Source organism: Paenibacillus artemisiicola, assembly GCF_017652985.1.
Taxonomy (GTDB): domain Bacteria; phylum Bacillota; class Bacilli; order Paenibacillales; family Paenibacillaceae; genus Paenibacillus_Z; species Paenibacillus_Z artemisiicola.
This window is the reverse complement of sequence record NZ_JAGGDJ010000005.1, coordinates 161556-186215: the sequence shown is the minus strand read 5'-3', so window position 1 is coordinate 186215 and position 24660 is coordinate 161556. Positions and strand designations below refer to the sequence as shown.

Below are 24660 nucleotides of genomic sequence, written 5' to 3'. Positions count from 1 at the left end.
GCCGAAAAATCGCTTCATCCGCTTCATCGGCTTACCTTCCGCGCGTGAAGCAAGGCTGAGCGCCCGCTGAAAGCTGGCTGGGCGCAGGCTGCAAAGGCGCTGAATGGCGGCATGCATGCCGCCGAACGCAAACAAGCAGCTCCGGCGGCCGTTCGGCCTTCGAAGCTGCTTGCTTGCCGATTGTAGTCGATCATCTGATTAGATCGGCGCGTTCGCTTTCGCGTACCGGTTCTCCGGAATCGGCAGGCCGAGATTGCCGCGGAGGGTGCCGCTTTCGTACGCCGTCCGGAACAGCCCGCGCCGCTGCAGGATCGGCACGACGAGATCGACGAAGTCCGACAGCCCGTTCGGAACGGCCTCGGCCAGCATGAAGCCGTCGGCGGCGCCGCGCACGAACCATTCTTCGAGGAGGTCCGCGACGCGCTCGGGCGTGCCGATGAACGTGCTGCGCGGCGTCGCCGCCTGAAGCGCGACCTGGCGCAGCGTCAGGCCGCGTTCCTTCGCGTCCTTCTTGATCTTGTCCGTGCCGCTCTGAAAGCTGTTGCGGCCAAGCTCGCCGAGTTCCGGGAACGGTTCGTCAAGCGCATATTGCGAGAAGTCGTGGTGCTCGAAAAACCGGCCGAGGTAATTAAGCGCGGTGTCGATCGTGACAAGGCCCGCGACCTCTTGATACTTGCGCTCCGCTTCTTCCTCGGTCGCGCCGACGATCGGGCCGATGCCCGGGAAGACGAGCACCTCGTCCGCCGAGCGGCCGAACGCGACCGCCCGCGACTTCACGTCCTGATAGAACGCGATCGCGTCCTCGATGGTCTCATGCCCCGTGAAGATCGCGTCGGCTTCCTTGGCCGCGTAGTTCTTGCCGACCTCGGAAGCGCCCGCCTGGAAAATAACCGGCTGGCCCTGCTTGGAGCGCGCGATGTTGAGCGGGCCCTTCACCGAGAAGAACTCGCCCTCGTGGTTCAGCGGATGCACCTTCGCGGGATCGAAGAACACGCCGGACGCCTTATCCCGCACGAACGCGTCGTCCTCCCAGGAATCCCACAGCCCCCGCGTCACCTGCAAATATTCCGTCGCGATCCGGTAGCGGAGATCATGCTCGGGATGCTCCTTCTTGCCGTAGTTCAGCGCCGAGCCCTCGAGCGGCGACGTCACGATGTTCCACCCGGCGCGGCCGCCGCTCAGCATATCCAGCGAAGCGAACTGGCGCGCGACCGTGAACGGCTCGCTGTAGGACGTCGAGAGCGTGGCGACAAGTCCGATGTTCGTGCTCGCCGACGCGAGCGCGCTCAGCAGCGTTAGCGGCTCGAAGCGATTTTGGAAATGCGGGATCGATTTCTCGTTAATGTACAAGCCGTCCGCGATAAAGATCAGATCCAGCTTGCCTTCTTCGGCCTTCCGCACCCATCTCTTGTACAGCTCGATATTGACGCTGGCGTCCGGCAGCGTATCGGGGTGCCGCCACATGGCGGGATTGCCTCCGACGCCGTGCAGCAGGGCGCCGAGCTTCAATTGCTTGCGGGAGTTGCTCATCGTATTCTCCTCCTTCATGTTCGCGGACGGACCGCGGCGCGATCACACGACGACGTAAGCCAGCGCGATCCGTTCGATTTGTCCGATATGGTTCAGCACGTGCTTGACGAAGCCCCAGACGACGTCGCGCAGCGAGACGGTTTCGCCCTTGGCGTTCAAGCCCGTCTTCGCCCAATCCTCCGGCGCAAGCCGCTTCAGCAGATGCAGGTTATACGTCAGATACGCGTCGTAAAACGCGAGAATTTCCGAGGCTGCGCTTTCGTTCGCGCGCGTGGACGCGACCCACGCGTTCTGATTGAAGGCCGGAAGCTTCGCCTCCGACGCCGCTAAAATCTCGCGGATCCGGAAGCCGACGACGATCGCGTGGTCCGTCAGATGCGACAGCACCTCCGTCACGCTCCACACGCCCGTCGCGGCTTTCCACGTGAGCTGGTCTTCGGTCAAATTCGCGATCTTCGCCTTCAGCTGCTTGTGCAGCTCCGAATAGTCGAATAACAGCGTTTCGATGGGGTTGGCGGTCATAGTGGGGCCCTCCTCAAGTTTGAACTAGAGCCGATCATTTCGACTCGTTAAGAAAAACGCTTCGAAAACATAAACTTGGTTTTTCGGCGAAGCTAGAGCCGCGAATCTCAGCTCATTGAGAAAAACGCTGCGAAACGAAAGCATAAACTTCGTTTTTCGGCATAGCCAGAGCCGGTCATCGGCCCGTTAACAACAAGCGCTTCTAAAATATAGTCCCTGCTCACGCTTCCCCGCGCGCCCCAAGCTCCAGCAGCGCCGACTCCGCCAAGCCGGCGAAGTACCGCGCGCTCGGCAGCAGCGCCCGTTCGTCGAGGTCGAACGCGGGATGATGCCATTCCCGGCTCCCCGACGTGCCCATGAAGACGAAGAGCCCCGGCACTTCCCGCTGGTAGAACGCGAAGTCCTCGCCCGCGGGCGACGGCGTCGGCACGACCGTCTCCAAGCCGGCGTCCGCGGCGGCCCGCAGCGCGAGCGGCACGAGCGACGCGTCGTTGTTCACCGGCGGCGGCCCCTGCACCCAGCGGATCTCCGCCGTCGTGCCGCAAGCCGCCGCGACGCCTTCGACCACTTCGCGGAACCGCCGCAGCACATGCTCGCGGACGCCTTCGTCGAACGTGCGGATCGTGCCGTCGAGCACCGCTTTGTCCGGAATGACGTTCCAGGCGGTGCCGCTGCGCAGCTTCGTGACGCTGACGACCGCGCTCTGCAGCGAACCCACGCCGCGGCTTACGATCGTCTGCAGCGCCGTGATGATGTGCGCGGACGCGACGATCGGGTCGATGCCCGCTTCCGGCACCGCCGCGTGCGAGCCGCGCCCCGCGACCTCCACGACGAACCCGTCCGCGGCCGCCATGAGCGGGCCTTCCTTGATGCCGACCGTGCCGACCGGCAGGTCCGGCTTGTTGTGCATGCCGAACACCGCGCTCACGCCCGCGAGCGCGCCGGCGGCGATCAGCTGCCGTGCGCCCTTGGCCTTCTCCTCGGCCGGCTGGAACAGCAGCCGGACCGTTCCGCGCAGCTCGGACTCGCGCGCCTTCAGCAGCAGCGCCGCGCCGACGACCGCCGCGGCATGAAAATCATGGCCGCACGCGTGCATCCGCCCCGGCGTCGCCGAAGCGAACGGCAGGCCGGTTTCCTCCTGAACCGGCAGCGCGTCGATATCCGCGCGGACTGCCACGACCTGCCCCGGCCGCAGTCCGCCGACTTCCGCGATCACGCCGGTCCGCAAGCCGTAGTCCAATACCCGGACGCCCGCGTCCTCCAGCCAGCGCCGGATGGAGGCCGTCGTCTCGTACTCCTCCAGCGACAGCTCCGGATTCCGGTGCAGCTCGCGCCGGATCGCGACCAGCCGGGCTTCCAGTTTGTTCGGACTATAATCAATCAATGGTTCCGTCATGTTCCGTTCCTCCTTACGATCGGCATCGGCCGCCCGATCGCTTCCGCTTCCGCAGCCGCGCCGCACGCCTCCCGAACTTCGGCCGGCACCTTTCCCGTCTGCGGTCTGCGCCGGTTCGCCGGCTATACCGCTTCCGACGCGGGCGCGGCCGGCACCTCCGCGAACGCTTCCTTCAACAGCTCGAACGAGCGCAGCCGCTTCCCGAAATCGGGCACGTTCGTCGTGACGATGAACTCCTCCACGCCGAATTTCCGCTGCAGCTCGAGCAGCTTGGCGCGCACCGTTGCCTTGGCGCCCTTCGTAATCTCGGGCGCCTTCACCTCGATCCGGTACTTCTCGTTCGACTGCTTGCCGTACTCCTCCGCCTGCTCGATCGTGCCGACGGTCAGCGTCTTGCCGCTGGCCAGATGAATCTTGACCAGTTGATGATCGCCGGCCAGCCGTTCCGCTTCCTCGTCGGTGTCCGCGACGACGGCGGCCAGGGCGAAGATCGCCTGCGGCTCCCGCCCGCTCTCCCGGTTGAACTGCCCGCGGTAAGCCGCGAACGCGGCAAGCGCGACCTCCTCGTCGCCGTTGATGAATTGCGAGAACACGTACGGCAAGCCGAGCGATGCGGCAATCTCGGCGCTGCCGACGCTCGTGCCGAGCACGTACAGCTCCGGCGCCGTCTCCGGCGATGGAGATGCCTTCAGCCCCGCGAGCGGATGGTCCGCTTCCAGCCGGTCGTGGATGAACTTCTCGAGCTCGACGATTTTGTCCGTCAGCGAAGGGGGGTCCTGAATGCCGCGCTGCAGCGCCTGCGTCGACCGCGGCAGCCCGCCCGGGGCGCGCCCGATGCCGAGATCGACGCGGCCCGGCGCCAGCGACGACAGCACGTTGAAGTTTTCCGCGACTTTGTACGGACTGTAATGCTGCAGCATGATGCCGCCCGAGCCGATCGCGATCCGCTCCGTCTTGGCCAGCAGATGCGAGATCAGCACCTCCGGGGACGACCCGCCGACATGCTCGGAATCGTGATGCTCCGACACCCACAGCCTCCGGTAGCCGAGCGCCTCCGCCCGCTGCGCCAGCGCCACCGAATGCCGGAACGCCTCCGTCGCCGTCTCCCCCGGATAAATCGGCGTTTGATCCAAGATGCTCAAAATAATGCCCATTGCTTTCCCCTCCTGATGACGTTAGATGGAATAGGCCGGCTCCGGCATGATCCGTTTCAAAAACTGCTTCGTCCGCTCCTCGCGCGGATGGTTGAACATCTCCTTCGGCGACCCTTCCTCGACGATGACGCCGCCGTCCATGAACACGACGTGGTTCGCCACGTCCCGGGCGAAGCCCATCTCGTGCGTGACGACGATCATCGTAATGCCCTCCTTCGCGATGCGGCGGATGACCGCCAGCACTTCGCCGACCAGCTCGGGATCGAGCGCCGACGTCGGCTCGTCGAACAGGATGACCTCCGGGTTCAGCGCGAGCGCCCGGGCGATGCCGACCCGCTGCTGCTGGCCGCCGGAGAGCTGGCTCGGATACGCGTCCAGCTTCTCGCCGAGCCCGACTTTCTCCAGCACCTCGACGCTGCGCCGGCGCGCGGTCTCCTTTGGCATGCGCTGCACGACGACGAGCCCTTCCATCACGTTCTCGAGCACCGTCTTGTGCCGGAACAGGTTGTAATGCTGGAACACCATCGCCGTCCTGCCCCGCAGCGCGTGGATGTCCTTCTTGCCGGCGCGGGCGCAGTCGACTTCGAAATCGCCGATCGCGATCCGGCCGTCCCCTGGACGCTCCAGGTAGTTGATGCAGCGCAGCAGGGTCGTTTTGCCGGAGCCGCTCGGCCCCAGGATGACGACGACCTCGCCCTTCTCCACCTTCAGATCGATGCCCTGCAGCACCTGCTGCTTGCCGAACGATTTCGTAATGCCCGTCAGCTTGATCATGCGACGCCACCTCGATTGTATTGATTGATCCGTTTCTCCAGCAGCAGCGCGGCGCGTTCGATGAGCACCGTCAATCCCCAGAAAATCACGGCCGCCGCCAGATACGCCTCGAAAAACTTCCAGTTCGTCGACGCCACGATCTGCGCCTTCGCGAAGAGCTCCACGACCGAGACGGTAAACGCGAGCGTCGACGCGTGCAGCATGCCGATGGCCGAATTCGCCAAGTTCGGGATGCTCGCGGCCAGCGCCTGCGGAAACACGATCCGGCGAATCGCCTGCGGCGTCGTCATGCCGACGGCATACGCCGCTTCGAGTTGGCCGCGATTGACGGTCAGCAAACCGGAGCGCACGACCTCGGACATGTACCCGCCTGCCGTGATGGAGAAGGCGAGGAACGCGAAGTCGATCATCGGGATGGACGCCGACCGAAACCCGAGTCCGAGCTGCGCGCTGACGCCGTCGAGGAGGAGCGGCAGCCCGAAATAGAGGATCAGCAGATGCGTCAGCATCGGCGTGCCGCGGATGAACGTGACGTACGCGGCCGCGATCGGATGCAGGACGGGCACCTTGTAGATGCGGATGAACGCGACCGCCGTGCCGATGACGAAGCCGCACAGGACCGACACCGCCGTGATGAGCAGGGTCGTCGGAATGACGGGAAGCAGCTTCAGGAACGCCTCCCAGATGAACGAAGGATCGAGCTTCATTTACCGTGCCTCCTCTCCGAATCGGACGTTGCGCCGCTCGCGGGCGAAAAACCACCGCAGACGGCCCGCCCGTTCCCGCCGCGGCGACGAATCGGCGGGTTTGCTTTCATGCCGCAGCAGGCGCCGCTCCAGGATCAGCAGCAGCCGTTCCAGCACGATGCTGATGACGAGATAGATCAGGGCGAGCGAGATGTAGCTTTCGACGAAATGGTTCGTCAGCGACGCCAGCGACTGCGACTTGCCCGTCATCTCCATCACGCCGAGCGAGAAGGCGAGCGACGTGTCCTTCAGCAGCGCCAGGATGACGTTCGAGAGCACCGGCACCGCGATCGCGAGCGCCTGCGGCATTACGATGCGGGTGAAGGCCTGATAGCCCGACATGCCGACGGCGTACGCGGCTTCCACCTGTCCCCGGTCGACGGAGGCGACCGCCGAGCGGATCGTCTCCGAGACGTAGGCGCCGGTATGCAGCCCGTAGGTCAGGATGACGAACAGCAGCACGGGTGCCCGGCTAAGGTCGAGATGAACGAGCTTCAGCGCTTCCGGCAGGCCGTAATAGAACAGGAACAGCTGGATCAGAATCGGCGTGCCGCGGAAGAACGAAGCGTAAAGCTGCGATATCCGCTGCAGCACCGGCACCTTGTACAGGCGGGGCAGCGCCGCGAGCAGGCCGACGATCAGCCCCGTCAGCAGCGATCCGGCCACGATCAGCAGCGTCGTCTGCAGCGTGCCCGCCAGCTTGGGGATAAAGGTGAAGATAAAGCCGATATCGAACTTCTCGCCCATCTTCCGTTCCCTCCTCCAACCTTAGTTTTGCGTGTAGTCGGCGCCGAGCCATTGCACGCTCAGCTTGCTCAGCGTGCCGTCCGCCTTGATTTCCTTGAGCGCGCCGTCCACGGCGTCGGCCAGCTTCCGTTCGTCCGGATCGTCCTTGCGGAACACGAACTGCACGTCCGCTTCCTCCAGCGCGTCGCCGACCGATTGCAGCTTGCCCTGCGGATCGATGAGGGAAAGCGTGAAGTCCGCGCCCAGCGTCGCGTCCACGCGGCCCGTCGTCAGCTGGCTGACCGTATCGTTGGCCGCTCCGTTCGTATAGACGATCTTGATCGCGTCGCCGTTCGATTGATTGTACGTCTCGAGCAGCGTCGCTTCGGCGCTCGTCGCGGTCGTCAGCACTTTCTTCCCCTTCAGGTCGTCCAAATTGGCATAGGTCGATTTGGCGTCCTTCGGCACGATAATTTTCGTCTTCCAATGCGCATAGGCTTCTTTATTGAACAGGTACTTCGCCGCCCGGTCCGGGTTCTGCTCCATCTCGTGCGCCACGAAGTCGATCTTTTTCGTCTCGAGGCTGAGCAGCAGGTTGGAGAAATCCATCGTTTGGAACTCGAATGCGTAGCCGGGCAGCCGTTTGTCGATCTCTTTCACGAGCTCGACGTCGAAGCCGGTCAGCTTGCCGTTCTCGTCGAGGAAGCACACCTTCGGAAACTGAGTGCCCGTGCCGACGATGATTTTTTTGACGCCCGCCGCGGCATTTCCGCCGCCCGCCGCCGCTTGGTCCGTCTGCTTATCGCCGCCGGACGCGTTCGCGCCCGCCTCGTTCGCGCCGTTCTTCGAGCCGCAGCCCGCGACCGCGACCGCCAGCGTCACCAGTGCCAATCCTGCCGTGCCGACCCATGTCTTTTTCATGTCCCTCTACCTCCGCGTGTTTGAAAGTTCCCTTGGCCATGCCGGCCATAAAGCCGTTCGCGGACCTCCACAGGTATGGTAGATCGCCGTCCATGCTTAACTTTATAATTCCAATCGATTTAATCGGAATTGGGTTGAAACTAATTTATCATTTCCGCTTCCCGCCGGTCAATCCGGTTTTCAATAGAGATTTTCTATACGTCGATGGAGAGATTCGATCGGTCGCTTGTGCCCTCGATCCATCCTGCCGGCGATCAGCCGAAGAGCGTCCGGCCGATCTCGAGCAGCGATTCCGCGAACAGCGAATGTTCCCCGCCCCGCGTGATGAGATTGGTCTGCAGCGTGATGCCGTTCATCTCCTCGAACTCGATCGGGAACAACCGCTGCCCGCGCACCTCCTCCTCTACGCACAGTCCGGGCAGGAAGCAGATGCCGGCGCGCTCGAGCACCAGCTTCTTCGCCGACTCGGAATTGTCGACCAAGTATTCGATGTTCGGCTGGCGGTCGAGACTGTCGAACACCCGGTGCACCCGCATCCAGTCGAGCGACCCGCATTCGAAGAAGACGAGCGGCTGGCCGCTGATCTCTTCGATCGGCACGGCCGCCTTCCGCGTGAACGGATGCCCTTCGTAGACGTACAGCTTGATGGGATCCTCGAAAAATTTGTACGAAATCAGCGTCGGATGCGCCACCTTGCGCACGAACGCGAGATCGACCTCCTTGCCCATCAGCTTGTTCACGAGATCGTCCGTGCCCGCCGTCGTCAGCTTGATGTGGATTTCCGGAAAACGCTGCTTGAGCCGGGGAAGCAGGCTCGGAATGAGGTAGTTCGATACGGAGACGGTCGCGCCGATCCGCAGCTCGTGCGGGATCGTTTTGCGCTGCTGCATATGCAGCTTGCCCTTCTGGAACGTCTGCATGATCTGTTGGGCGTATGGCAGAAACTGCTTCCCCTTCTCGGTCAGCGCGATCTGCTTGCCCAGCCGGTCGAAGAGCTTGCAGTCCAGCTCCCGCTCCAGCGTCTGGATGCGGGCGGTGACGGACGGCTGGGACAGGAACAGCACTTCGGCCGCCTTATTGAAGCTCCCGTAATGGTTCACGTAGACGAAGGCCTCGATATTCTCGATGTTCATTGCCGTATCATCTCCTCATTGCTTATTATCCGCATGCGCGAACTTGGAATTAGTTAGTTGTATTCTAAGCCCATTGCTTCGCGGGCGTCAATTCCGGCTTGCGTTTTCGGGACCTTGACGAAGAAAGGCTCCAGGTCGGCAGTCGTTCCGGCGGCGAGATCGATCAGGATTTTCGATCGGTGCATCGAATTTTTGTATATCCCATTATGTTACTCGGGATTTAAGCGTATCGTAGGGGTTACACGACAAGGCGCCTTGCGGGGCCGAACGAACAGGGGGAATTCGCCATGGGAATCACGATTCGGGATGCGGCGGAAGCGGACCGCGACGCGGTCGTCCGGGTCAGCATCGAGGCGTATGCGCAATATTCGGAGACGCTGTCTCCGGAGAGGTGGGAGGCGTACCGCGATTCCATTCTCGCCTCCTTCGACAATCCGGGCGTCGCGGCCAGGATCGTCGCGGAAGAAGACGGCCGCATCGTCGGCTCCGCGCAGCTCTTCCTCGATTCGGCTTCCGCCTACGGCAATCCGGGGCTCGGCATTGCGAACCCGATCATCCGCCTTATCGCCGTGCCGCCCGAGCACCGGGGCAAAGGGATCGCGACGGCGCTCATCCGCGAAGCCGCCGCCCGGGCGGCCCGGCAGGGCGCGGACTGGCTGAACCTGCACACGTCGGACATGATGGCGTCCGCGGTCCGGCTCTACGAGCGGCTCGGCTTCGAGCGCGCCTTCGACACCGACATCCATAACGGCGAGACGCTCGTCAAGGGCTACCGGCTGAACGTGAAACAACAAGCCGCCACGCTCTGAGGCGGCGGCCAGGGCCGAAGATGCGCCGGCCAACCGATCGACGGGTTGGCCGGTTTTTTTCGCGGGGCGGCTTGCTTGCTCGCGCGTTGGCGGCGCCGTGCCGTCCGCCCACGGTTGGCGCCCCGACGAAGTCCGCCCGCATGCTAGCATTGCGGCTCATTCGTTGGCGCCGCGGTGCTGTCCTCACGATTTGGCATCCCGGTGCTGTCCCCCGCATGGCATCCTCGCGGCGCTGTCCGCCCGATCGTTGGCGTCCCGCTGTCTGCGGCAGGCGCCTCCCGACAGGCCTCGCCGATTTTCCCCTCTCGCCGACAAGCGTCCTGTGGTAGGATGGAGAGCGTAGATATCGAAGAACCGTCGGCGGCGCCGACGGTTGAAACGGGAGTGCTGAAGGTTGGAAACGTATGTGTTCGTACTGCTCGTCGGCCTCGCGGCGGGCGCGATCAGCGGCATTATCGGGACGGGCTCGTCCATCATGCTGCTGCCGGTGCTCGTCATCGCCTTCGGGCCCAAGCAGGCCGTGCCGATCATGGCGGTCGCGGCGACCATGGCGAACGTCTCGCGCGTATGGGCGTGGCGGCGCGAGATCGATTGGAAAGCGTGCGGCGCTTACGCCGCGGCCGGCATTCCCGCCGCCGCGCTCGGCGCCCGGACGCTGTGGACGCTGCCGGCGCACGCCGTCGATATCGGGCTCGGCGCGTTCTTCCTCGCCATGATTCCGGCGAAGCGCTGGCTGGACAAGCGCCGGCTGCGCATCCGGCTCTGGCAGCTCGCGGCCGCCGGCGCCGTCATCGGCTTCCTGACCGGCATCGTCCTCTCGACGGGGCCGCTCAGCGTCCCGGCGTTCACGGCCTACGGCCTGGCGAAGGGCGCGTTCCTCGCGACGGAAGCCGCCGGCTCGCTCGCCCTCTACCTGAGCAAAGCGGCGACGTTCCGCGAGCTCGGCGCCCTGCCGCCGAGCGTCGTCCTGCAAGGCCTCCTCGTCGGGAGCTCGCTCATGCTCGGCACGTTCGTATCGAAGCGTTTCGTGAACCGCATGAGCGCCGTCTCCTTCCGGCACGTGCTGGAGCTGCTGCTCCTATGCTCCGGCGCGGCCATGCTATGGACGGCGCTGACATAGGCCGCGCCGCGTTTCGCGCCAAGAAGCCCCGAGGCTTAGCCTCGGGGCTTCTTGGCCTGCGCATCCCGCGCAGGTTTCGGGTCGGGAGCGACTTTGGCGCGGAGCGCCTCGGGAGCTCCGGAGCAAACACCGGAGCCTCTCGCTTCGAAAGGGCCGCCCTCACATCGGCAGCGCCGTGCACAACGCGGCTTCGGTGCGGAGCGCCGCTGCAGCTCCGGCGCAAACACCGGAGCCTTAGTCGTCGTCCGGATCGAACGTCAGCAGCTTCCGGATTCGCCGCGGGCGCAGCGCGAGCACGTAGACGAGCGCCACCGCCAGCGCGGCGAGCGCCGGCGCGAGGCCGCCGCGCTCCGGCAGCAGGATGCCGTGCGGCAGCCAGATCAGCACGGCGCAGATCAGCGACGCGACGCGGTCGACGCGCAGCACGGCGTCGTGCCGCGTCCGGTCCGGCAGCGGATAGACGAGCCGCCAGACGGAGTGCTTGTGCGACTGCGCCAGCGAGCCGAGCTGAATGCCGCTCAGCCAGACGAACAGCAGGCAGACCGCGGCCGAGCCCCAGCCCTGCCACAGCCCGGCGTACGCCGACAGCATCCCGGACACCATGCCGAGGGCGGTCAGCCGCAGGATGATGCCGCCGAGCTCCGTCCGCACGAGCGTGTGCGCGTACAGATAGGTGAAGGCATGGCTTTTGCCGTACGGGACGAACCGCGTCAGCCAGGACGCGTAGCGGCGCGACCGCACGGCGGCGGATTCCGTCGGCACGTCGGCGAACGCGCTGAAGAAGGCCATGTACCGGCGGCGGGTCGTCTGCTCCTCGGCGATCAGCGTGAGCCAGGGCACCGGATAGCGCGACAGGCGCGAATAGAGCAGCGCGAACAGCCCGCCGACGACGACGAGGTAGACCGCCGTCTTCCACAGCTCCGTCTGCAGCAGCGCGCCGGCGGCCACCGCCGTCGCGGCCCAGCGGAGCACGCGGATGGTCCGGCGCGCCGCGAGACCCGCCAGCTGCCGTTCCCGCCAGGCCGCGCCGCTGTTCATCAGCTTGAGCAGCAGCGCGAAGAGGCCGATTACGAGCGCCGGCGTCGTCGCCGGCCCGGCGAGATAGAGCGGCATGTAGACCGCGCAGACGAGCAGCACCGCGGCGAAGCAGGCCAGCCCGTTATAGCGGAACGACCGGCGGAGGTACGCCCCCATCTCCGCTTCGCGCGGCACGAGGAACACGATGTCCGCCTCGCGCAGCCACGTGCGCAGCGGGCTCCAGCACAGCACCGGCGTCAGGACGATCACCCCGACCAGGGTGAACGGAAAATTCGCCGGCATGTCGCGCAGCAGAAGCGCGTACCCGGCCAAGCCCGCGAGCAGCAGCATGATGACCACGCCGGGCAGCCCGCTTTGCGTCATGTCGCGGAAATAGGGGATGCTTTCGCGCCAGAACGCGCCCGCCCGCCGGCGCCACAGCGCCTCAACGGACCGATCCATCGGATCCCCCGTCCGTCACGAGCCGGTAGAACGCTTCCTCCAGCGAGCCGGCGCCGGCGCCGCGCGTCATGCCGGCCGCCTCGCAGACGTCCGCCAGCGTCCCCTGCGCGACGACGACGCCGTGGTGCAGCACGATGAAGCGGCTGCAGTACGATTCCACCGTGGACAAAATATGCGAGCTCATGAACACCGACGAGCCTTCCTTCGTGACCTCCACGAGCTTGTCGAGCAGCGAGCGGATCCCGAGCGGATCGAGCCCGAGGAACGGCTCGTCGATGACGTACAGCGACGGACGCGCGAGCAGGGCGTTCATGATCATGACCTTCTGCCGCATCCCCTTCGACAGATGCGACGCGAACGCCCCCCGCTTCGGACGCATGTAAAATTCGTCCAGCAGGCTTTCCGTCCGCTTCTCGTACAGCGCTTCTTCGACGTCGTACGCCATGCCGGTCAGGCGCAAATGCTCCTCCACCGTCAGCTCGTCGAACAGCAGCGGCGACTCCGGCACGTAGGCCAGCGCCTGCCGGTACTGCTCCGGCTGCTCCGCGAGCGTATGCCCGCCGATGCGGATCTCGCCTTGATGCGGCTGCATCAGCCCGAGAATATGCTTGATCGCCGTGCTTTTGCCGGCGCCGTTCAGCCCGATCAGCCCGACCATCTCGCCCTCGGCGACCTCGAAATTCAAATCGTGCAGCACGGGCCGGCGGGGACTGTAGCCCCCTGTCAGCCCTTTGACCTCCAATACGGGTTTCATCGCGATCACCTCTTCGTTCTACCCTGAATACTACCAAATTTTCGAAGAAATGAAAAACGAACGCGCGGTCGCGGACGAAGCCCTCCCGCCTTCCGGCCATGAAAAAGACCGGACGGAAACGAATCCGGCCGGTCGGTATCGGGCGCCGCTAGGGGCGGGAGCGCAGCGCGCCATGATGAGAGAGGCGAATACGCGCATCGGACGCCGCATGCGGTCCGATCAGGCGTGCCGCCGCCGCCAGGCATCGAAACCGCATGAGCGTGCGGATAGCGTCGAACGCCGTACCCCGACGAAGCGGCGGTTACGCCACATGAGTCCGTTACACTACTTTAATGGAGATGACGACCCCGTTCAGCAGCGTCAGCTCGACGGCATGGCCGTTTTCGAGCAACGCCGCGTTGCCGATCACGGTCACGTCCGGCGAGACGTTCAGCACCAGCGCCTGCGTGCCGCCGTTCACTTCTTTGGTAATCGAGATCGTGGCGATTTTGCCCTGGGCGTTCAGCGACAGGGAGTTGAACTTGCCGCTTTGCGTGATAACCGCCGGCTGGTCGATCGCCGATTTCGTCACTTCGAGGAAGACGACTTTGTTTTGGTACGTGCGCACCAGCACTTCGTCGCCCGCCTTCAGCGCGGATACGGAAGCCTTCACGTTGTCGCGGAAGACGAACACGTTCGGGTCGAGCGCCAGCGCGACTTCGCTGTTGTCGGCCTTCACGACCGTGATGACGCCGTTGGAAGCGGCGGCCTTCAGCTTGCCGGTAATGGCGGCCGCGTCGTGATCCGGCAGCTGCGTGTCCGTCCGGTCAAGCAGCGCGGCCAGCTCGGCGCGGGTCACCGGTTGGTTCGGACGGAACGTGTTGTCCTCGTAGCCGGTGATGAGGTTCTTCTCGATCGCGACTTCCACGTAGCCGACGGAGCCGGCCGGGATTTTGCCCGCGTCGCGGAAGTTCAGCTGCGAATTGCTCTTCGCCTTCGCTTCGGCTTCCAGGCCGAGCGCCTTCACGAGCAGCGTCGCCGCGAACAGGCGCGTTGCCGGCTTGTCCGCCTGGATCTGATCCTCGGTTTCGGAGAACAGGTCCTTCTCCAGCGCGACGGCGACGTAGCCGACCGCCCACGGATACTTCTTCTTCAGCTGATCCGCGTCCTTGAAGTTCAGCTTCGTGCTCATTTCGGCCGCGGATTCCGCTTGGTCCTTGAGGCCCATCAGGCGGACCGCCGCCACGATGGACTCGATGCGCGTAATCTTTTGCTGCGGTTTGAACGTGCCGTCTTCGTAGCCGTTGAACACGCCTTTCGAAGCGAGGCGCACGATATATTCGAGAGCCCATTTGAGCTGGTCTTCGTCTTTGAAGTGGAGATTGATAGCCGGACCTTTGCCCTTATCGTCGTTCTTGCCGTTATCGTGCTGGCCGTTATGGTTCCCGCGGTCGTCGTTGCCGTGTCCCTTGCCGTCGGCGAACGCGCTGCCCGCGCCGCCCGCCAGAGTCAGTAAAGCCATCGAAGTCACTGCCGCTTTCTTCAACATGGCGTTTTTCATGATGCTGCCACTCTCCTCACGATTGCGGTCCGAGCCGCTTGGTTGACGTTCGCTCATACCGTTCGCGAAGCCGCAAACGCTTTCGGGGGGTGACGGGAGAAAAAAATGACAAGTCGGTCCGCGCGCCATTGTCGGACGAACGGATAATTCCCCGCATTCGCGCGGCCGGCGTTGGCAAACCCGCGGCCGAAGCCGCATGTCCGGCCAGCGCGCTCCGGCGGCCGCGGCTGCAAAAAAAAACGCCCCGCCCACCAAGGGGGCGCGGCGTCCGTGAAACGTTTCGATCAAGCTGGCTCCAAAATCGAACTTCCGCGATCGGAACGCGATCAGTTCAGCTTCTTCAGGAAATTTTGGCGCAGGTTGTAGTACTTCATCCACGCGTCCTTCTGCTTGCTCAACCCGTCCGCGATATCGCTGCCCGACAGGACGTCCGTATACGCCTTGTAATTGGCGTCGAACTTGCCGACGGGGCCGGTGATCGCCTTCACGATCAGGTTGTCGAGCTCATCGTTGTGCGGCGCGATCTGATTGTTGTTCACGTCGTTGCTCACCTGGTCGTAGTCGGCTTTGGCCTGCTGCGTGGCGTCGTCGACCGGCAGCTCGGCATAGAGCGACATGCGCTTCAGGTTATGCTGCTGCCAAGCCTGGTTCACGAGCGTGTACTGGTCGTAATTGCTTTCGCTGAACGGATAGACGACGGACGGGCTGTAGACGTAGCCCATTTCTCCCGCCATCGCAAGACCGTACACCTCCGGATTCGTCATCGTGCCGTCCTGGCCCTGGATGCCGTAATACCAGCCGTCGCCCGTCTCGTCCTGCTTGCCGAGCAGCTTGTATTCCTCGACCTTCTTGTACTCCGGCTTGAACCGGCGGTCCATGCCGTCGCCCGTATACATGTCCGGCGTGCCCCACTCGCGCAGCGATGCCGCCTCGAGCGAATCGTTCCAATCGATCCAGTGCAAGATTTGCGGAATCTGGTCCTCGGTGACCTTCTTCGGATTGATGACCTTGGAATTCCATTTGGTCGTGAGCGGAAAATATTGGTTCGCCGCGTCCTGGTAGCTAGGATCGAGCTCATTGGCGAAGATCGGGTAATAGCGCCAATTGTAGGTCCCGCCCGCCTTCTTGACCTTGTCCTGGTTGGCGGCGATCGGCGCCCACATGTTGACGACGGCGTACTCGCCGTTGATGATTTTCGCGTCGCGCTGCTCGTTCTTCTGGATGTAAAATTCCTTGCCGAACAGCCCTTCGTTGAAGCTCTTGTTCATGAACGAGATGTAGTTCTTCCACTCCGGCGTCAGCTCGTAGTCCGCAAACAGGTTCTTGGACTCGTTGATGACGAGCGGGTACGATTGGCTGAGGCTGAGTCCGGTCGCGGAGAAGAGCGACCAGTAGAGCGCGCCCCGGGAGTTTTCCAATTGCAGATGCCCCGGCGTGATCGGGTGGCCGTTCTCCGCCAAATTCAGGTCCTTCACCTTCGTCAAGTAGTCGTGCAGGTCGTCGAGATTACGGATCGGGATGTCCATGATCTGCTCCAGCGACAGCTTGCCCTTGTTCGCGACCGCGAGCTTCTTCAGGTCGTCCGCGCTCATGGCGTCCGGATAGATCTTCTTCAAAATGTCGTCGCGGAACCAAACCCCGTAGCCGCCGTTGCCGAGGCGGGCTTCGCCGTACGGGGAGTTGCGGTACTCGTCCTTCAGCAGCGGGCTCGGCAGCGACGGGATCGCCCACAGCTTGCCGTCGGTCGGATCGACGCTCGCCTTGTACCATTGCTCCATCGTGACGCCGAGATCGGCGAGCCGTTCGGCGGTCAGCGGCATGTACGCCTTCAGCTCGTCGAGCGTGATTTCGCGCGCCATCCCGGCTTTCTTCAGCATCTCCATGTTGGCGGGGTCGTCGGCGATGCCGTTCTGGTTCGCGATAACCTGCGGCACGGTGTTGGCGAGAATCTGCATCTGCAGCCAGCTCTTGTAGTCCGTGTTGGCCGGAATTTCGACGAAGTCGGGAATGACCTTCGTCTTCTCGCGCCAGATCGGCGTCAGGCGGTCCTCGACCGGCTTGCGCGGATTCGTCGGCAGCTGGCTCAGCACCTCCAGGTGCATTTCCTTGAAGCTGGACGGATCGACGGGCGCCGGGGCGTTCCCCGTCCCCTTGTTCGTCTCGGACGCCGTCCCTTTATTCGCGTCGGACGCCGTGCCGGCCGGCTCGTTCGTCCCCCCGTCCGATCCGCCGCAGCCGGCGAGCGCGGCCGACAACGCGACCGTCATTAGAAGCGCGATTCCCTTTCTCATAACCCGATAAACCTCCTCTTTTTGGATGGCGATGACGGGCGGCGCGGCGTTTACGCCTTGACCGCTCCGGTCAGCATGCCTTTGACGAAATATTTCTGGAAGAACGGATACACGAACAGCAGCGGGAACGTCACGACGACCATGACCGTCATCTTGATGACCTCCGGCGTCGGCACGGTGTTGTTGGCCATCGACATGAGTCGGCGCTGCTGCGCGCCGGTCGTCTTGGTGAAGTCGATCAAGGTGTTCGCTTCGGCGCGGTTGATAATCTCGTAGAGCACGAACTGCAGGGTGCTCAAGGAACGATCGGTGACGTAGATCAGGTTGGTGTAATAATCCAGCCAGTTGCCGACGACCGAGAAGAAGGCGAACGCGGCGATGATCGGCATGCTGAGCGGAAGAATGATCTGGAAGAAAATGCGGACGTACCCCGCGCCGTCGATCGTCGCCGATTCCTGCAGCTCCTCCGGCAGCTCTTCGATGTGCGTGCGCATGATGACCATGCTGAAGAAGCCGAACGCGCCGGGCAGGACGTACACGAGGAAGTTGTTCAGCAGGTCCAGCTTCGCGATGACGACGTAGTTCGAAATGATCGTGCCTCCGATGAACATCGGGATCATGAAGAAGAACAAGATCGTCTTGCGGCCCGGCAGGAACCGCTTCGACAGCGCGAACGCCGCCAGCATCGTCACGAACACGGACAGCGCCGGTCCGATCGCGCAGCGCAGCGCCGTGACGACGAACGCCGTCTGCAGCCGGTCGTACTGGAACACGAAGGCGTAATTCTCGAGCGTGAACGCGCGCGGGAAGAACCAGATCGGACCGGCCGCCGCGTCGGCGCCCGTGTTGAAGGACATGACGAGAATGTACCAGAACGGATAGACGGCCGTGATCGCCCAGACGATCATGAGAATGACGTTGAACGCGTCAAAGGCGCGCTCGCCGGCCGTCCGGCGGATCTTCGTGCCTTTCATCGCCAGCTTCTCCGGGGCTTTCGCCGCCGTTTGGAGTGTCGCTTGCATCGTCAGAAGCTCCTTTCCCTAGATGATGCCGACGTTGCTCAGCCGCTTGGTCGTGGCGTTCGTCGCCATGATCAGAATGAAGGAGACGAGCCCCTGGAACAGCCCGACCGCGGCGGAATAGGAATACTGCCCGCTCACCAAGCCCTGATAGTAGGTATAGACGCCGATCGTGTCGGTATCGAGACGGATCATTTTGTTTTGCAGGTTGAACACCTGGTCGAAGTTCGTGGCCAAGAGGCCGCTCAGCGAGAAGATGAGCAGGATGCACATCGTCGGCACGAGGCCGGGCAGCGTGATGTAGCGCAGACGCTGGAACCGGCTCGCCCCGTCCACCTGCGCCGCCTCGTACTGCTGCGGATCGATGGTCGTCAGCGCGGCGAGGTACAGGATCGTTCCCCAGCCCGTCTCCTTCCAGATCTCCGAGATGACGAGCACCGGCAGGAAGTTATGCGCGTCCTGCATGAAGGAGATGCGCTCCGCGCCGGGGTCGAAGAACTGCCGGATGTTGTTCACGAGGCCGGTCGCGTCCACGGTTAGGAACAGGTAGAACAGTCCGGCCACCGTGACCCAGGACACGAAATGCGGGATGTACGAGGTCGTCTGCACGATCTTTTTGAACCGCTCGCCCCGCAGCTCGTTCAGCAGCAGCGCCAGAATGAGCGGAGCCGGGAACGTCGCGACCATCATCGTGACGCTGTACAGCAGCGTGCGCCCGATCAGGGTGTAGAACTTGTGGTCGTGCAGAAACTTGGCGAAATTGTCGAAGCCGACGAATTTGCTGCCGAAGCCGAACCAGCCTTTGTTGAAGTCGTAGTCCAGGAACGCGATGTAGTTGGAGAACATCGGCAGGTACGCGAAAACGAAGGTCAGCGCGAGCGCGGGCAGCAGGAACAGGTAGAGCACCTTGACGTTTTGCGTTTTCAAGCGTTTGCCTCGCTTGGGCGAAGCGGTCCGTTTGGCGGTTAAGACTGACACGGGATCATCCTCCTGTATTCCGATTGCGGGTCATGCGGCGGACATCAGGCGTTGGCGGACGGCGATCCGTCCGTGCGGCCGAACCCGCAGGATTGCCGGATCGCGAGCTCGGTCGGCAGGACGATCGACTGGCCTTCCCGCGGGGAATGGAACAGGCACTGGGTCGCGATGGCGCCGAGCTCGTAGCGGGAGTGGCCGACCGACGTCAGCGCGGGGCGGACGTACGAGGCCTGGTGAATATTGTCGAAGCCGACGACCGCCACGTCGTCCGGAATCGACAGATTCGCTTCCTGCAGGGCGCGCACGGCGCCGATCGCCATCTCGTCGTTCGCGGCGAACACGGCGTCCGGCAGCCGGTTCGCGGCCAGCATCAGCTTCATCGACTGATAGCCGGTCGTCTCGGTGTAGCGGCCTTGCGCCTTGATCGTCCGCGCATACGGCAGGCCGTGCTCGTCCATGGCCCGCCGGTAGCCGGCGAAGCGCTTGGCGTTGTCGTAGGCGACGACCGGCCCGCTCAGAAAATCGATCTTTCTCCGCCCCAGCTTGATCAGATGGGACACGGCCTCGTACGCGCCCTGCTCGTCGTCGATCCGCACGCTGTGGACGTAGTCGGCGTTCAATTCCCGGTCGAGCACGACGATCGGCAGCGACTTGCCGGCGATTGTAAGGATCAGGCTGTCGCGGATATCGAAGCCCATGATGATCGCGCCGTCGACGAACTTCTCCCGGAGCACCCGGTGCGCCGAGCTGTTCTCCCCGCCGTAGGTGCTGGAGACGATCAGCTTGTAATCGTACGAGGCGACGACCTCCTGGATGCCTTCGATCAGCTGGCTATAGAACGGGCCGCCGAGGGCGTTCAGGAAGAGGCCGATCGTCTCGCTCTTGCGCTTCTTCAGGTTGCGCGCGGCGCCGCTCGGGCGATAGTTCAGCTCCTCGGCGGCCCGGGCGACCCTGCGTTTCGTTTCGTCGCTGATTTTGGGCGAACCGTTCAGCGCGTAAGACACGGTCGAAATCGCGACCCCCGCGAGTTTCGCGACGTCTTTGATCGTAGCTGCCATCTGTCGTGTACCTCTCCGTCTGGTTGTGCCGTGGACATGCTTGGGTGCTGGTCGAACAAGCCCCGCCGCCGGGTTCGGCTCCTATTGGCGCTCCCGCAGGCAGGCTTGCAGGAACGCGACGGATCGGGCGGTATCTTCCGCTAGCGTCCGTTTGGCGCGTGTCTCTTCCTCGTGCAGCAGCTCGAACGTCAGCCAGCCGTCGTAGCCGATCTCGGACGCGGCGTTTAGCAGCGCCTTCATGTCGATATCGCCCTCCGTCAATTCTTCGCTCGGGACGCGGCCGAACTGGTTGCGCAGGTGAAACGCCCGAATCCGCTCGGGATGCCGATGCAGCAGCCCGATCGGATCCATGCCCGCCACGTGCGCCCAGCCGGTGTCAACGCAGAGGCCGACGGCGTCGTCGGCATACCGGATCACGGAGCGCAAATCGCCTTCCGCGTTGTGCCCGTCGGCCGCATGGTTATGCATGCTGACCGTCAGCCCCAGGCCGCCAGCCGCCGTCGCGATGCGCGACAGATTGTCGCCCTGACGCTCGAACTCGTCCTCCGTCTTGGGCTGCGGCGCGTCCCAGCCGCCCTTCGGATCGGCGTTGATCACCAGGTCCGTGCCGCCGGCTTCGGCCATCCTTATCGCCGCCGGCAGCACGGTCGCTTGAACGTTCAAGCGCTCGAACGGCTCGTGCAGCGGCAGACCGATATAAGCGCCGGATATCGCGAGTCCGTGCCGCCCGGCGAGCGCGAGCACGTCCGGGGTCGGGTCGGCCTCGACCGCCTGCAGGCCGGCCTGCGCGCAGGCGCGGAAGATCTCGTCCAGCGCCGGCTCGCGGCCGGCCTTCCAATACTCGGCCTGCCAGCCGTACAGTCCGGTCGAGAAGCCTTTGCCGCTACGCATGCACGTTCCTCCCCAGCCGGACCGGCCGGCCGCTCTCGGCGCTCTCGTAAATCGCGAGCAGCTGCAGGAAGTTGAACACCGCCTGCTCGTTCACGATCGCCGATGACGCGAGCCCCTTCACCTTCCGGCGGAACAAATGCACGGGATGGTCCATGTAGCCGATCGGCCCTTCGTACGGCACCTCGCGTTCCTTCGACTCGACCTCGCCGCCCCGGTCGGTCTTGAGGAGGACGCGGTCCGTTTCGAAATACGGCGACCATTTCACCGCGCCCTTCGTGCCCTCGATCTCGACGAAGGCATACGGTTCGCCGTGCGTGCACGACGCGCGCTCGTACTGGACCCACACCGACGTGCCGTCCTCCCGCACGAATTTCAGCATGGCGCCGACATGGCCCTCGATGTCGTACACCGTGTCCGTCGGGTCGATGTCCGTCTCCGGCTTGCTCGTCCACGCGGCGGCCACCTCGATGCGCTGCGGCTGCAGCAGGTCGTTCAACACCGCCATATCGTAAGGGCCCCAGTCCATCACGATGCCCCCGGCGCTTTTGGCGCGGTCCAGGAACCAGCGGCTCTCCGGCTGGTATTCGACGCCCGGCCGGCCGCGCTGGCCGCGGAAGACGAACGATATTTTGTACACGTCGCCCAGCGTGCCGTCGTTCAGCAGCTGCTTCGCTTCTTCGGTCTTCGGCACGTCGAGGAACCGGACGCTGCAGCAGCCGAGCAGCCGGTGATGCGCCTGCGCCGCCGCGAGCAGCGCCTCGGCTTCGACGCGGTTCATGACGAGCGGCTTCTCGCAGAGGACGTGCCGGCCGGACGCCAGCGCCATGTTGGACAGGGCGAAATGCGTGAACGGCGGCGTCCCGACGATGACGATGTCGTCCTCGCGCGGCGGCTCCGTCAGCATGGCCTCGGCATCCGCGAAGGCCTCCGCTTCCGGGAATCGCTCCAAGAACCCGGCCAGCGCCGCGGGGTTAGGATCGGCCACCTTGATCTCGACGGTCTCCTCGCCGTCCAGCTTATAGATCGCTTCCGCGTGGGTGCGGTTAATGACGCCCGCCCCGATTAAATAAAACCGCATTGTCGTCACCTCGTTATGGGATGGGATAGAACTCGAACGGATGGAATTCGAAATCCATAAAAATCCGAGCGTTGAAGGAACCCGACTGATAGAACTCGAATTACCGATAGAACAAGAATGCTGACAGGACCTGAATTGCTGATAGAATCCGAGTGCGATCAATTGAACCCGAATCCGATTAATGCCGAGTCCGAATGATGCGGCAGAAACCGGCTGCGATCGAATTCGATTGCGATCGACACGAACGCCGGTGACATCGGCAGGCGAGCATTCCGGCTGTGATAAACCGGCGCGCGAATGAATTGTGAAACGATTCGATTACGGCTGATTCGACTGCATTCGACCCCCCGCTTCCTTGCTCCGACTGACATTAAACCGTCCAAGCGTGTCTCTGTAAGCGCTATCGTATAGTGAAATCGCCGGTCCTGACAAACGACGAGTGATCGCGATCGAGCCAGCATATTGTGTGCCCGGGCACGAAAACAGGCGTTTCACCAGCCATTTCACTTATGCGGCCAACTAGGCAAACCTGCGGGAATGCGCGATAATCTTGGGAATGCCTCTTGGCGGTGTTGAATCGTTTCACTCGCCTGCGCTGCGGCGGTTCAGGGGCGTCGGAAGCGTCTTGCGGCGCCGCCGATCGGCGCGGTCGGTCCGTGAATCCGCTTGCGATTCCCCCGCTAGACCTTCGATCGGCCTGCCCGTAACCCGCACATGATCTGCCGTATCCTTTCCGTGACTCCTCGTGACTGCCCGTGTCCTTCACTTCACCTTCTAGCGGCTTTCACGCGACCTCCTTTCGACCTTCCCATGACCTGCACGCGATTTTGAGGCGACCTTCACGCGGCTTTCCCCTTCACCTTCTCGCGGCTTTCACGCGACCTCCTTTCGACCTTCCCATGACCTGCACGCGATTTTGAGGCGACCTTCACGTGGCTTTCCCCTTCACCTTCTCTTGCATCTCGCGGCCTTCCCGCGACATTCCTCTCCACCTTCCCGCGATCTTCTCGCGACCTTCCCGCGACTTTCCTCTCCACCTCCTCTTGGTCATCTCGCGACCTTCCCGCGACTTTCCTCTCCACCTTCTCTTGGTCATCTCGCGACCTTCCCGCGGTGCCCCTTCACCTTCACCGCAACCTTCCCGCGACCACGACAAAAAACCGGAAAGGCCTCACGGCCCTTTCCGGTTTCTGCTGCTGCGCGAATAGCTGCTGCGCGATTTGCTCATGCGCCGTCTACTGCGGCGCGCCGTCTCGTTTGGCTTTCAGCCATTTCGGAGCGCCTTTGTTTTTGCGTTCCTGCTCCAGTTGTTTCTTGGACTTCGCGGGTTTTGCCGCCGGCGCCGCCGGCTTTCTGCCCGTTTCGCGGGCTGCCCCCGCGCCGCCGGGGCCGGCAGTTCTGCCGCCGGATTGCCCGGCTGCTCCGCGCAACGGCTGGCCCGTCGCCCCGGCCGATCCCCTGCGCGCCGCGATTCCGGCGCCGCCGTCGGCGACGCGGGCAGGCGCGCCGTCGGCGCGTCGTTCCGACGGCCGTTCCACTGACGGACGCCCGCCCTCGGCCCCGCGGCGCCCCGCTGCTTCGCGGCGGTCGCCTTCGTCGGCGCGGCCTTTCTCCTCGCCCGGCGTCCATAACTTCCCGCGGTACATCGTTTTCTCCCGCAGGTCGAGTCCAAGCTGCTTGCGGAACTTGTCCATTATGAACAGCTGGTTCCGCGTCACGATGGATACGACCGTGCCGGACTTGCCCATTCGGCCCGTACGGCCGGAACGGTGCACGTAATGGTCGGCATCCAGCGCCGGATCCAGATGGACGACGAGCGGCAGGTCCGCAATGTCGAGCCCCCGCGCCGCCACGTCCGTCGCGAGCAGAATCTGAATCCGTCCGTCGCGAAACCTGGCCAGCGTGGCCGCGCGCCGCTGCTTATCCGCGTCGCCGTACAGCGTTTCCACCGAGAACCCCTCGTACTTGAGTTTCGCCTCGTAGTTGGCGATCTCGTCGGTTTCGTTAATGAACAGCAGCGCCGAAGCCGGCTTCAGCAGCCGAACGAGCCGCCTCGCGGTATCCACCTTGTCGCGTTTGTCGCAGACGAGATAATAGTGGTCGACGCGGCCGCCCGTTTGGCGCTCCACGTCCACCTGCCGCGGCTCGCGCATCCACCGCGCCTCCACGTCGGCCATCGCCTGCGGCCGGGTCGCCGAGAAGAACGCGATCTGCCGGTCCCGCAGCATGCCTTTCAGCAGCGATTCGACTTCGACGGTCGAGCCCAAATTGAAGACCTGATCGGCTTCGTCGATGATGACGAGCCGAATGGCGTGCAGCTTGAGCTTGCCGGCCTTCACCAGCTCGTGGATGCGGCCCGGCGTGCCGACGACGAGCTGCGGATGCTCGCGCAGCTTCTCGACCTGACGCTGCATGGAGGCGCCGCCGATCAGCTGCTGCGCCTTGACGCCGAGCGCTTCGCCGTACGTCTCCGCGACGCGGAAAATTTGCATGGCCAGCTCCTGCGTCGGCGCAAGGACCATGACTTGCACGGTATCGCTGCCCGGATCCGCCTTCTCCAGCGCCGGCAGCATGTAGGCCAGCGTCTTGCCCGAGCCGGTCTGCGACCGGGCGGAAAGATCATGCCCCGCGAGCAGCAGCGGAATCGTCTCCGCCTGCACCGGCGTCGGCGACGCGATATCGTGGCTTCGCAATGCTTCGATCAGCTGCGGCTGCAGCTGTAATGATTCCCAGGACACGGT

General features: G+C 63.8%; 22 protein-coding genes. 2 read left to right on the top strand and 20 right to left on the bottom strand.

Going from position 1 to position 24660, the window contains the following annotated elements; all coding sequences use genetic code 11:
* Nucleotides 1-198: 198 nt before the first annotated feature.
* The 10 genes from I8J29_RS11045 to I8J29_RS34185 form a co-directional block, all read right to left on the bottom strand.
* The gene (locus tag I8J29_RS11045) at nt 199-1530 is read right to left on the bottom strand and encodes an LLM class flavin-dependent oxidoreductase (RefSeq protein WP_208847668.1); all 1332 of its coding nucleotides are present in this window, start codon (nt 1528-1530) and stop codon (nt 199-201) included.
* A gap of 42 nt (nt 1531-1572) precedes the next feature.
* Entirely contained in the window at nt 1573-2052 is a 480-nt protein-coding gene (locus tag I8J29_RS11040) for a DinB family protein (protein WP_208847667.1), read from the bottom strand.
* A gap of 220 nt (nt 2053-2272) precedes the next feature.
* Nucleotides 2273-3448, bottom strand: a complete 1176-nt coding sequence (locus I8J29_RS11035; protein ID WP_208847666.1) for an amidohydrolase — start codon at nt 3446-3448, stop codon at nt 2273-2275.
* 122 nt (nt 3449-3570) lie between these two features.
* Entirely contained in the window at nt 3571-4602 is a 1032-nt protein-coding gene (locus tag I8J29_RS11030) for an LLM class flavin-dependent oxidoreductase (RefSeq protein ID WP_208847665.1), read from the bottom strand.
* A gap of 21 nt (nt 4603-4623) precedes the next feature.
* The gene (locus I8J29_RS11025) at nt 4624-5376 is read right to left on the bottom strand and encodes an amino acid ABC transporter ATP-binding protein (protein WP_208847664.1); all 753 of its coding nucleotides are present in this window, start codon (nt 5374-5376) and stop codon (nt 4624-4626) included.
* Nucleotides 5373-6083 carry an amino acid ABC transporter permease gene (locus tag I8J29_RS11020; protein WP_208847663.1) on the bottom strand — a complete coding sequence of 237 codons (711 nt, stop codon included), beginning with the start codon at nt 6081-6083 and terminating at the stop codon, nt 5373-5375. Before I8J29_RS11020 ends, I8J29_RS11025 begins: the two co-directional genes overlap by 4 nt.
* A complete protein-coding gene (locus I8J29_RS11015) occupies nt 6084-6869 on the bottom strand; it encodes an amino acid ABC transporter permease (RefSeq protein WP_208847662.1) in 786 nt (261 codons plus the stop codon).
* Nucleotides 6870-6890: 21 nt separating this feature from the next.
* A complete protein-coding gene (locus tag I8J29_RS11010) occupies nt 6891-7769 on the bottom strand; it encodes a transporter substrate-binding domain-containing protein (protein ID WP_208847661.1) in 879 nt (292 codons plus the stop codon).
* Between the two features lie 254 nt (nt 7770-8023).
* A complete protein-coding gene (locus I8J29_RS11005; RefSeq protein WP_208847660.1) occupies nt 8024-8902 on the bottom strand; it encodes a LysR family transcriptional regulator in 879 nt (292 codons plus the stop codon).
* A gap of 53 nt (nt 8903-8955) precedes the next feature.
* Nucleotides 8956-9087 (bottom strand): hypothetical protein, encoded by a 132-nt coding sequence (locus I8J29_RS34185; protein ID WP_276316276.1) that lies wholly within the window; start codon nt 9085-9087, stop codon nt 8956-8958.
* A 102-nt stretch (nt 9088-9189) separates the two neighbouring features.
* Here I8J29_RS34185 and I8J29_RS11000 point away from each other — a divergent pair, with 102 nt between their 5' ends.
* On the top strand, nt 9190-9711 hold the full coding sequence (locus I8J29_RS11000) for a GNAT family N-acetyltransferase (protein ID WP_208847659.1): 522 nt from the start codon (nt 9190-9192) through the stop codon (nt 9709-9711).
* Between the two features lie 394 nt (nt 9712-10105).
* On the top strand, nt 10106-10831 hold the full coding sequence (locus I8J29_RS10995) for a sulfite exporter TauE/SafE family protein (RefSeq protein ID WP_208847658.1): 726 nt from the start codon (nt 10106-10108) through the stop codon (nt 10829-10831).
* 234 nt (nt 10832-11065) lie between these two features.
* Here I8J29_RS10995 and I8J29_RS10990 read toward each other — a convergent pair whose 3' ends face one another.
* The 10 genes from I8J29_RS10990 to I8J29_RS10945 all read right to left on the bottom strand — a co-directional run bounded on the left by I8J29_RS10990 (nt 11066) and on the right by I8J29_RS10945 (nt 24657).
* A complete protein-coding gene (locus I8J29_RS10990) occupies nt 11066-12310 on the bottom strand; it encodes an ABC transporter permease (RefSeq protein WP_208847657.1) in 1245 nt (414 codons plus the stop codon).
* Entirely contained in the window at nt 12294-13064 is a 771-nt protein-coding gene (locus I8J29_RS10985) for an ABC transporter ATP-binding protein (protein WP_208847656.1), read from the bottom strand. The genes I8J29_RS10990 and I8J29_RS10985 overlap by 17 nt, the downstream gene beginning before the upstream one ends.
* Nucleotides 13065-13383: 319 nt before the next feature.
* Nucleotides 13384-14604, bottom strand: coding sequence for an S-layer homology domain-containing protein (locus I8J29_RS10980; protein ID WP_208847655.1), 1221 nt, complete (start codon nt 14602-14604; stop codon nt 13384-13386).
* A 326-nt stretch (nt 14605-14930) separates the two neighbouring features.
* Nucleotides 14931-16895 carry a type 2 periplasmic-binding domain-containing protein gene (locus tag I8J29_RS10975; protein WP_208847654.1) on the bottom strand — a complete coding sequence of 655 codons (1965 nt, stop codon included), beginning with the start codon at nt 16893-16895 and terminating at the stop codon, nt 14931-14933.
* A 50-nt stretch (nt 16896-16945) separates the two neighbouring features.
* Nucleotides 16946-17917, bottom strand: a complete 972-nt coding sequence (locus I8J29_RS10970; RefSeq protein ID WP_208847653.1) for a carbohydrate ABC transporter permease — start codon at nt 17915-17917, stop codon at nt 16946-16948.
* 18 nt (nt 17918-17935) lie between these two features.
* Nucleotides 17936-18892 (bottom strand): ABC transporter permease, encoded by a 957-nt coding sequence (locus tag I8J29_RS10965; protein ID WP_208847652.1) that lies wholly within the window; start codon nt 18890-18892, stop codon nt 17936-17938.
* Nucleotides 18893-18936: 44 nt separating this feature from the next.
* Nucleotides 18937-19950 (bottom strand): LacI family DNA-binding transcriptional regulator, encoded by a 1014-nt coding sequence (locus tag I8J29_RS10960; protein WP_208847651.1) that lies wholly within the window; start codon nt 19948-19950, stop codon nt 18937-18939.
* Nucleotides 19951-20031: 81 nt separating this feature from the next.
* A complete protein-coding gene (locus I8J29_RS10955; RefSeq protein WP_208847650.1) occupies nt 20032-20841 on the bottom strand; it encodes a sugar phosphate isomerase/epimerase family protein in 810 nt (269 codons plus the stop codon).
* On the bottom strand, nt 20834-21919 hold the full coding sequence (locus tag I8J29_RS10950) for a Gfo/Idh/MocA family protein (RefSeq protein WP_208847649.1): 1086 nt from the start codon (nt 21917-21919) through the stop codon (nt 20834-20836). Before I8J29_RS10950 ends, I8J29_RS10955 begins: the two co-directional genes overlap by 8 nt.
* A gap of 1235 nt (nt 21920-23154) precedes the next feature.
* Nucleotides 23155-24657 (bottom strand): DEAD/DEAH box helicase, encoded by a 1503-nt coding sequence (locus I8J29_RS10945; protein ID WP_208847648.1) that lies wholly within the window; start codon nt 24655-24657, stop codon nt 23155-23157.
* Between the last annotated feature and the right edge of the window lie 3 nt (nt 24658-24660).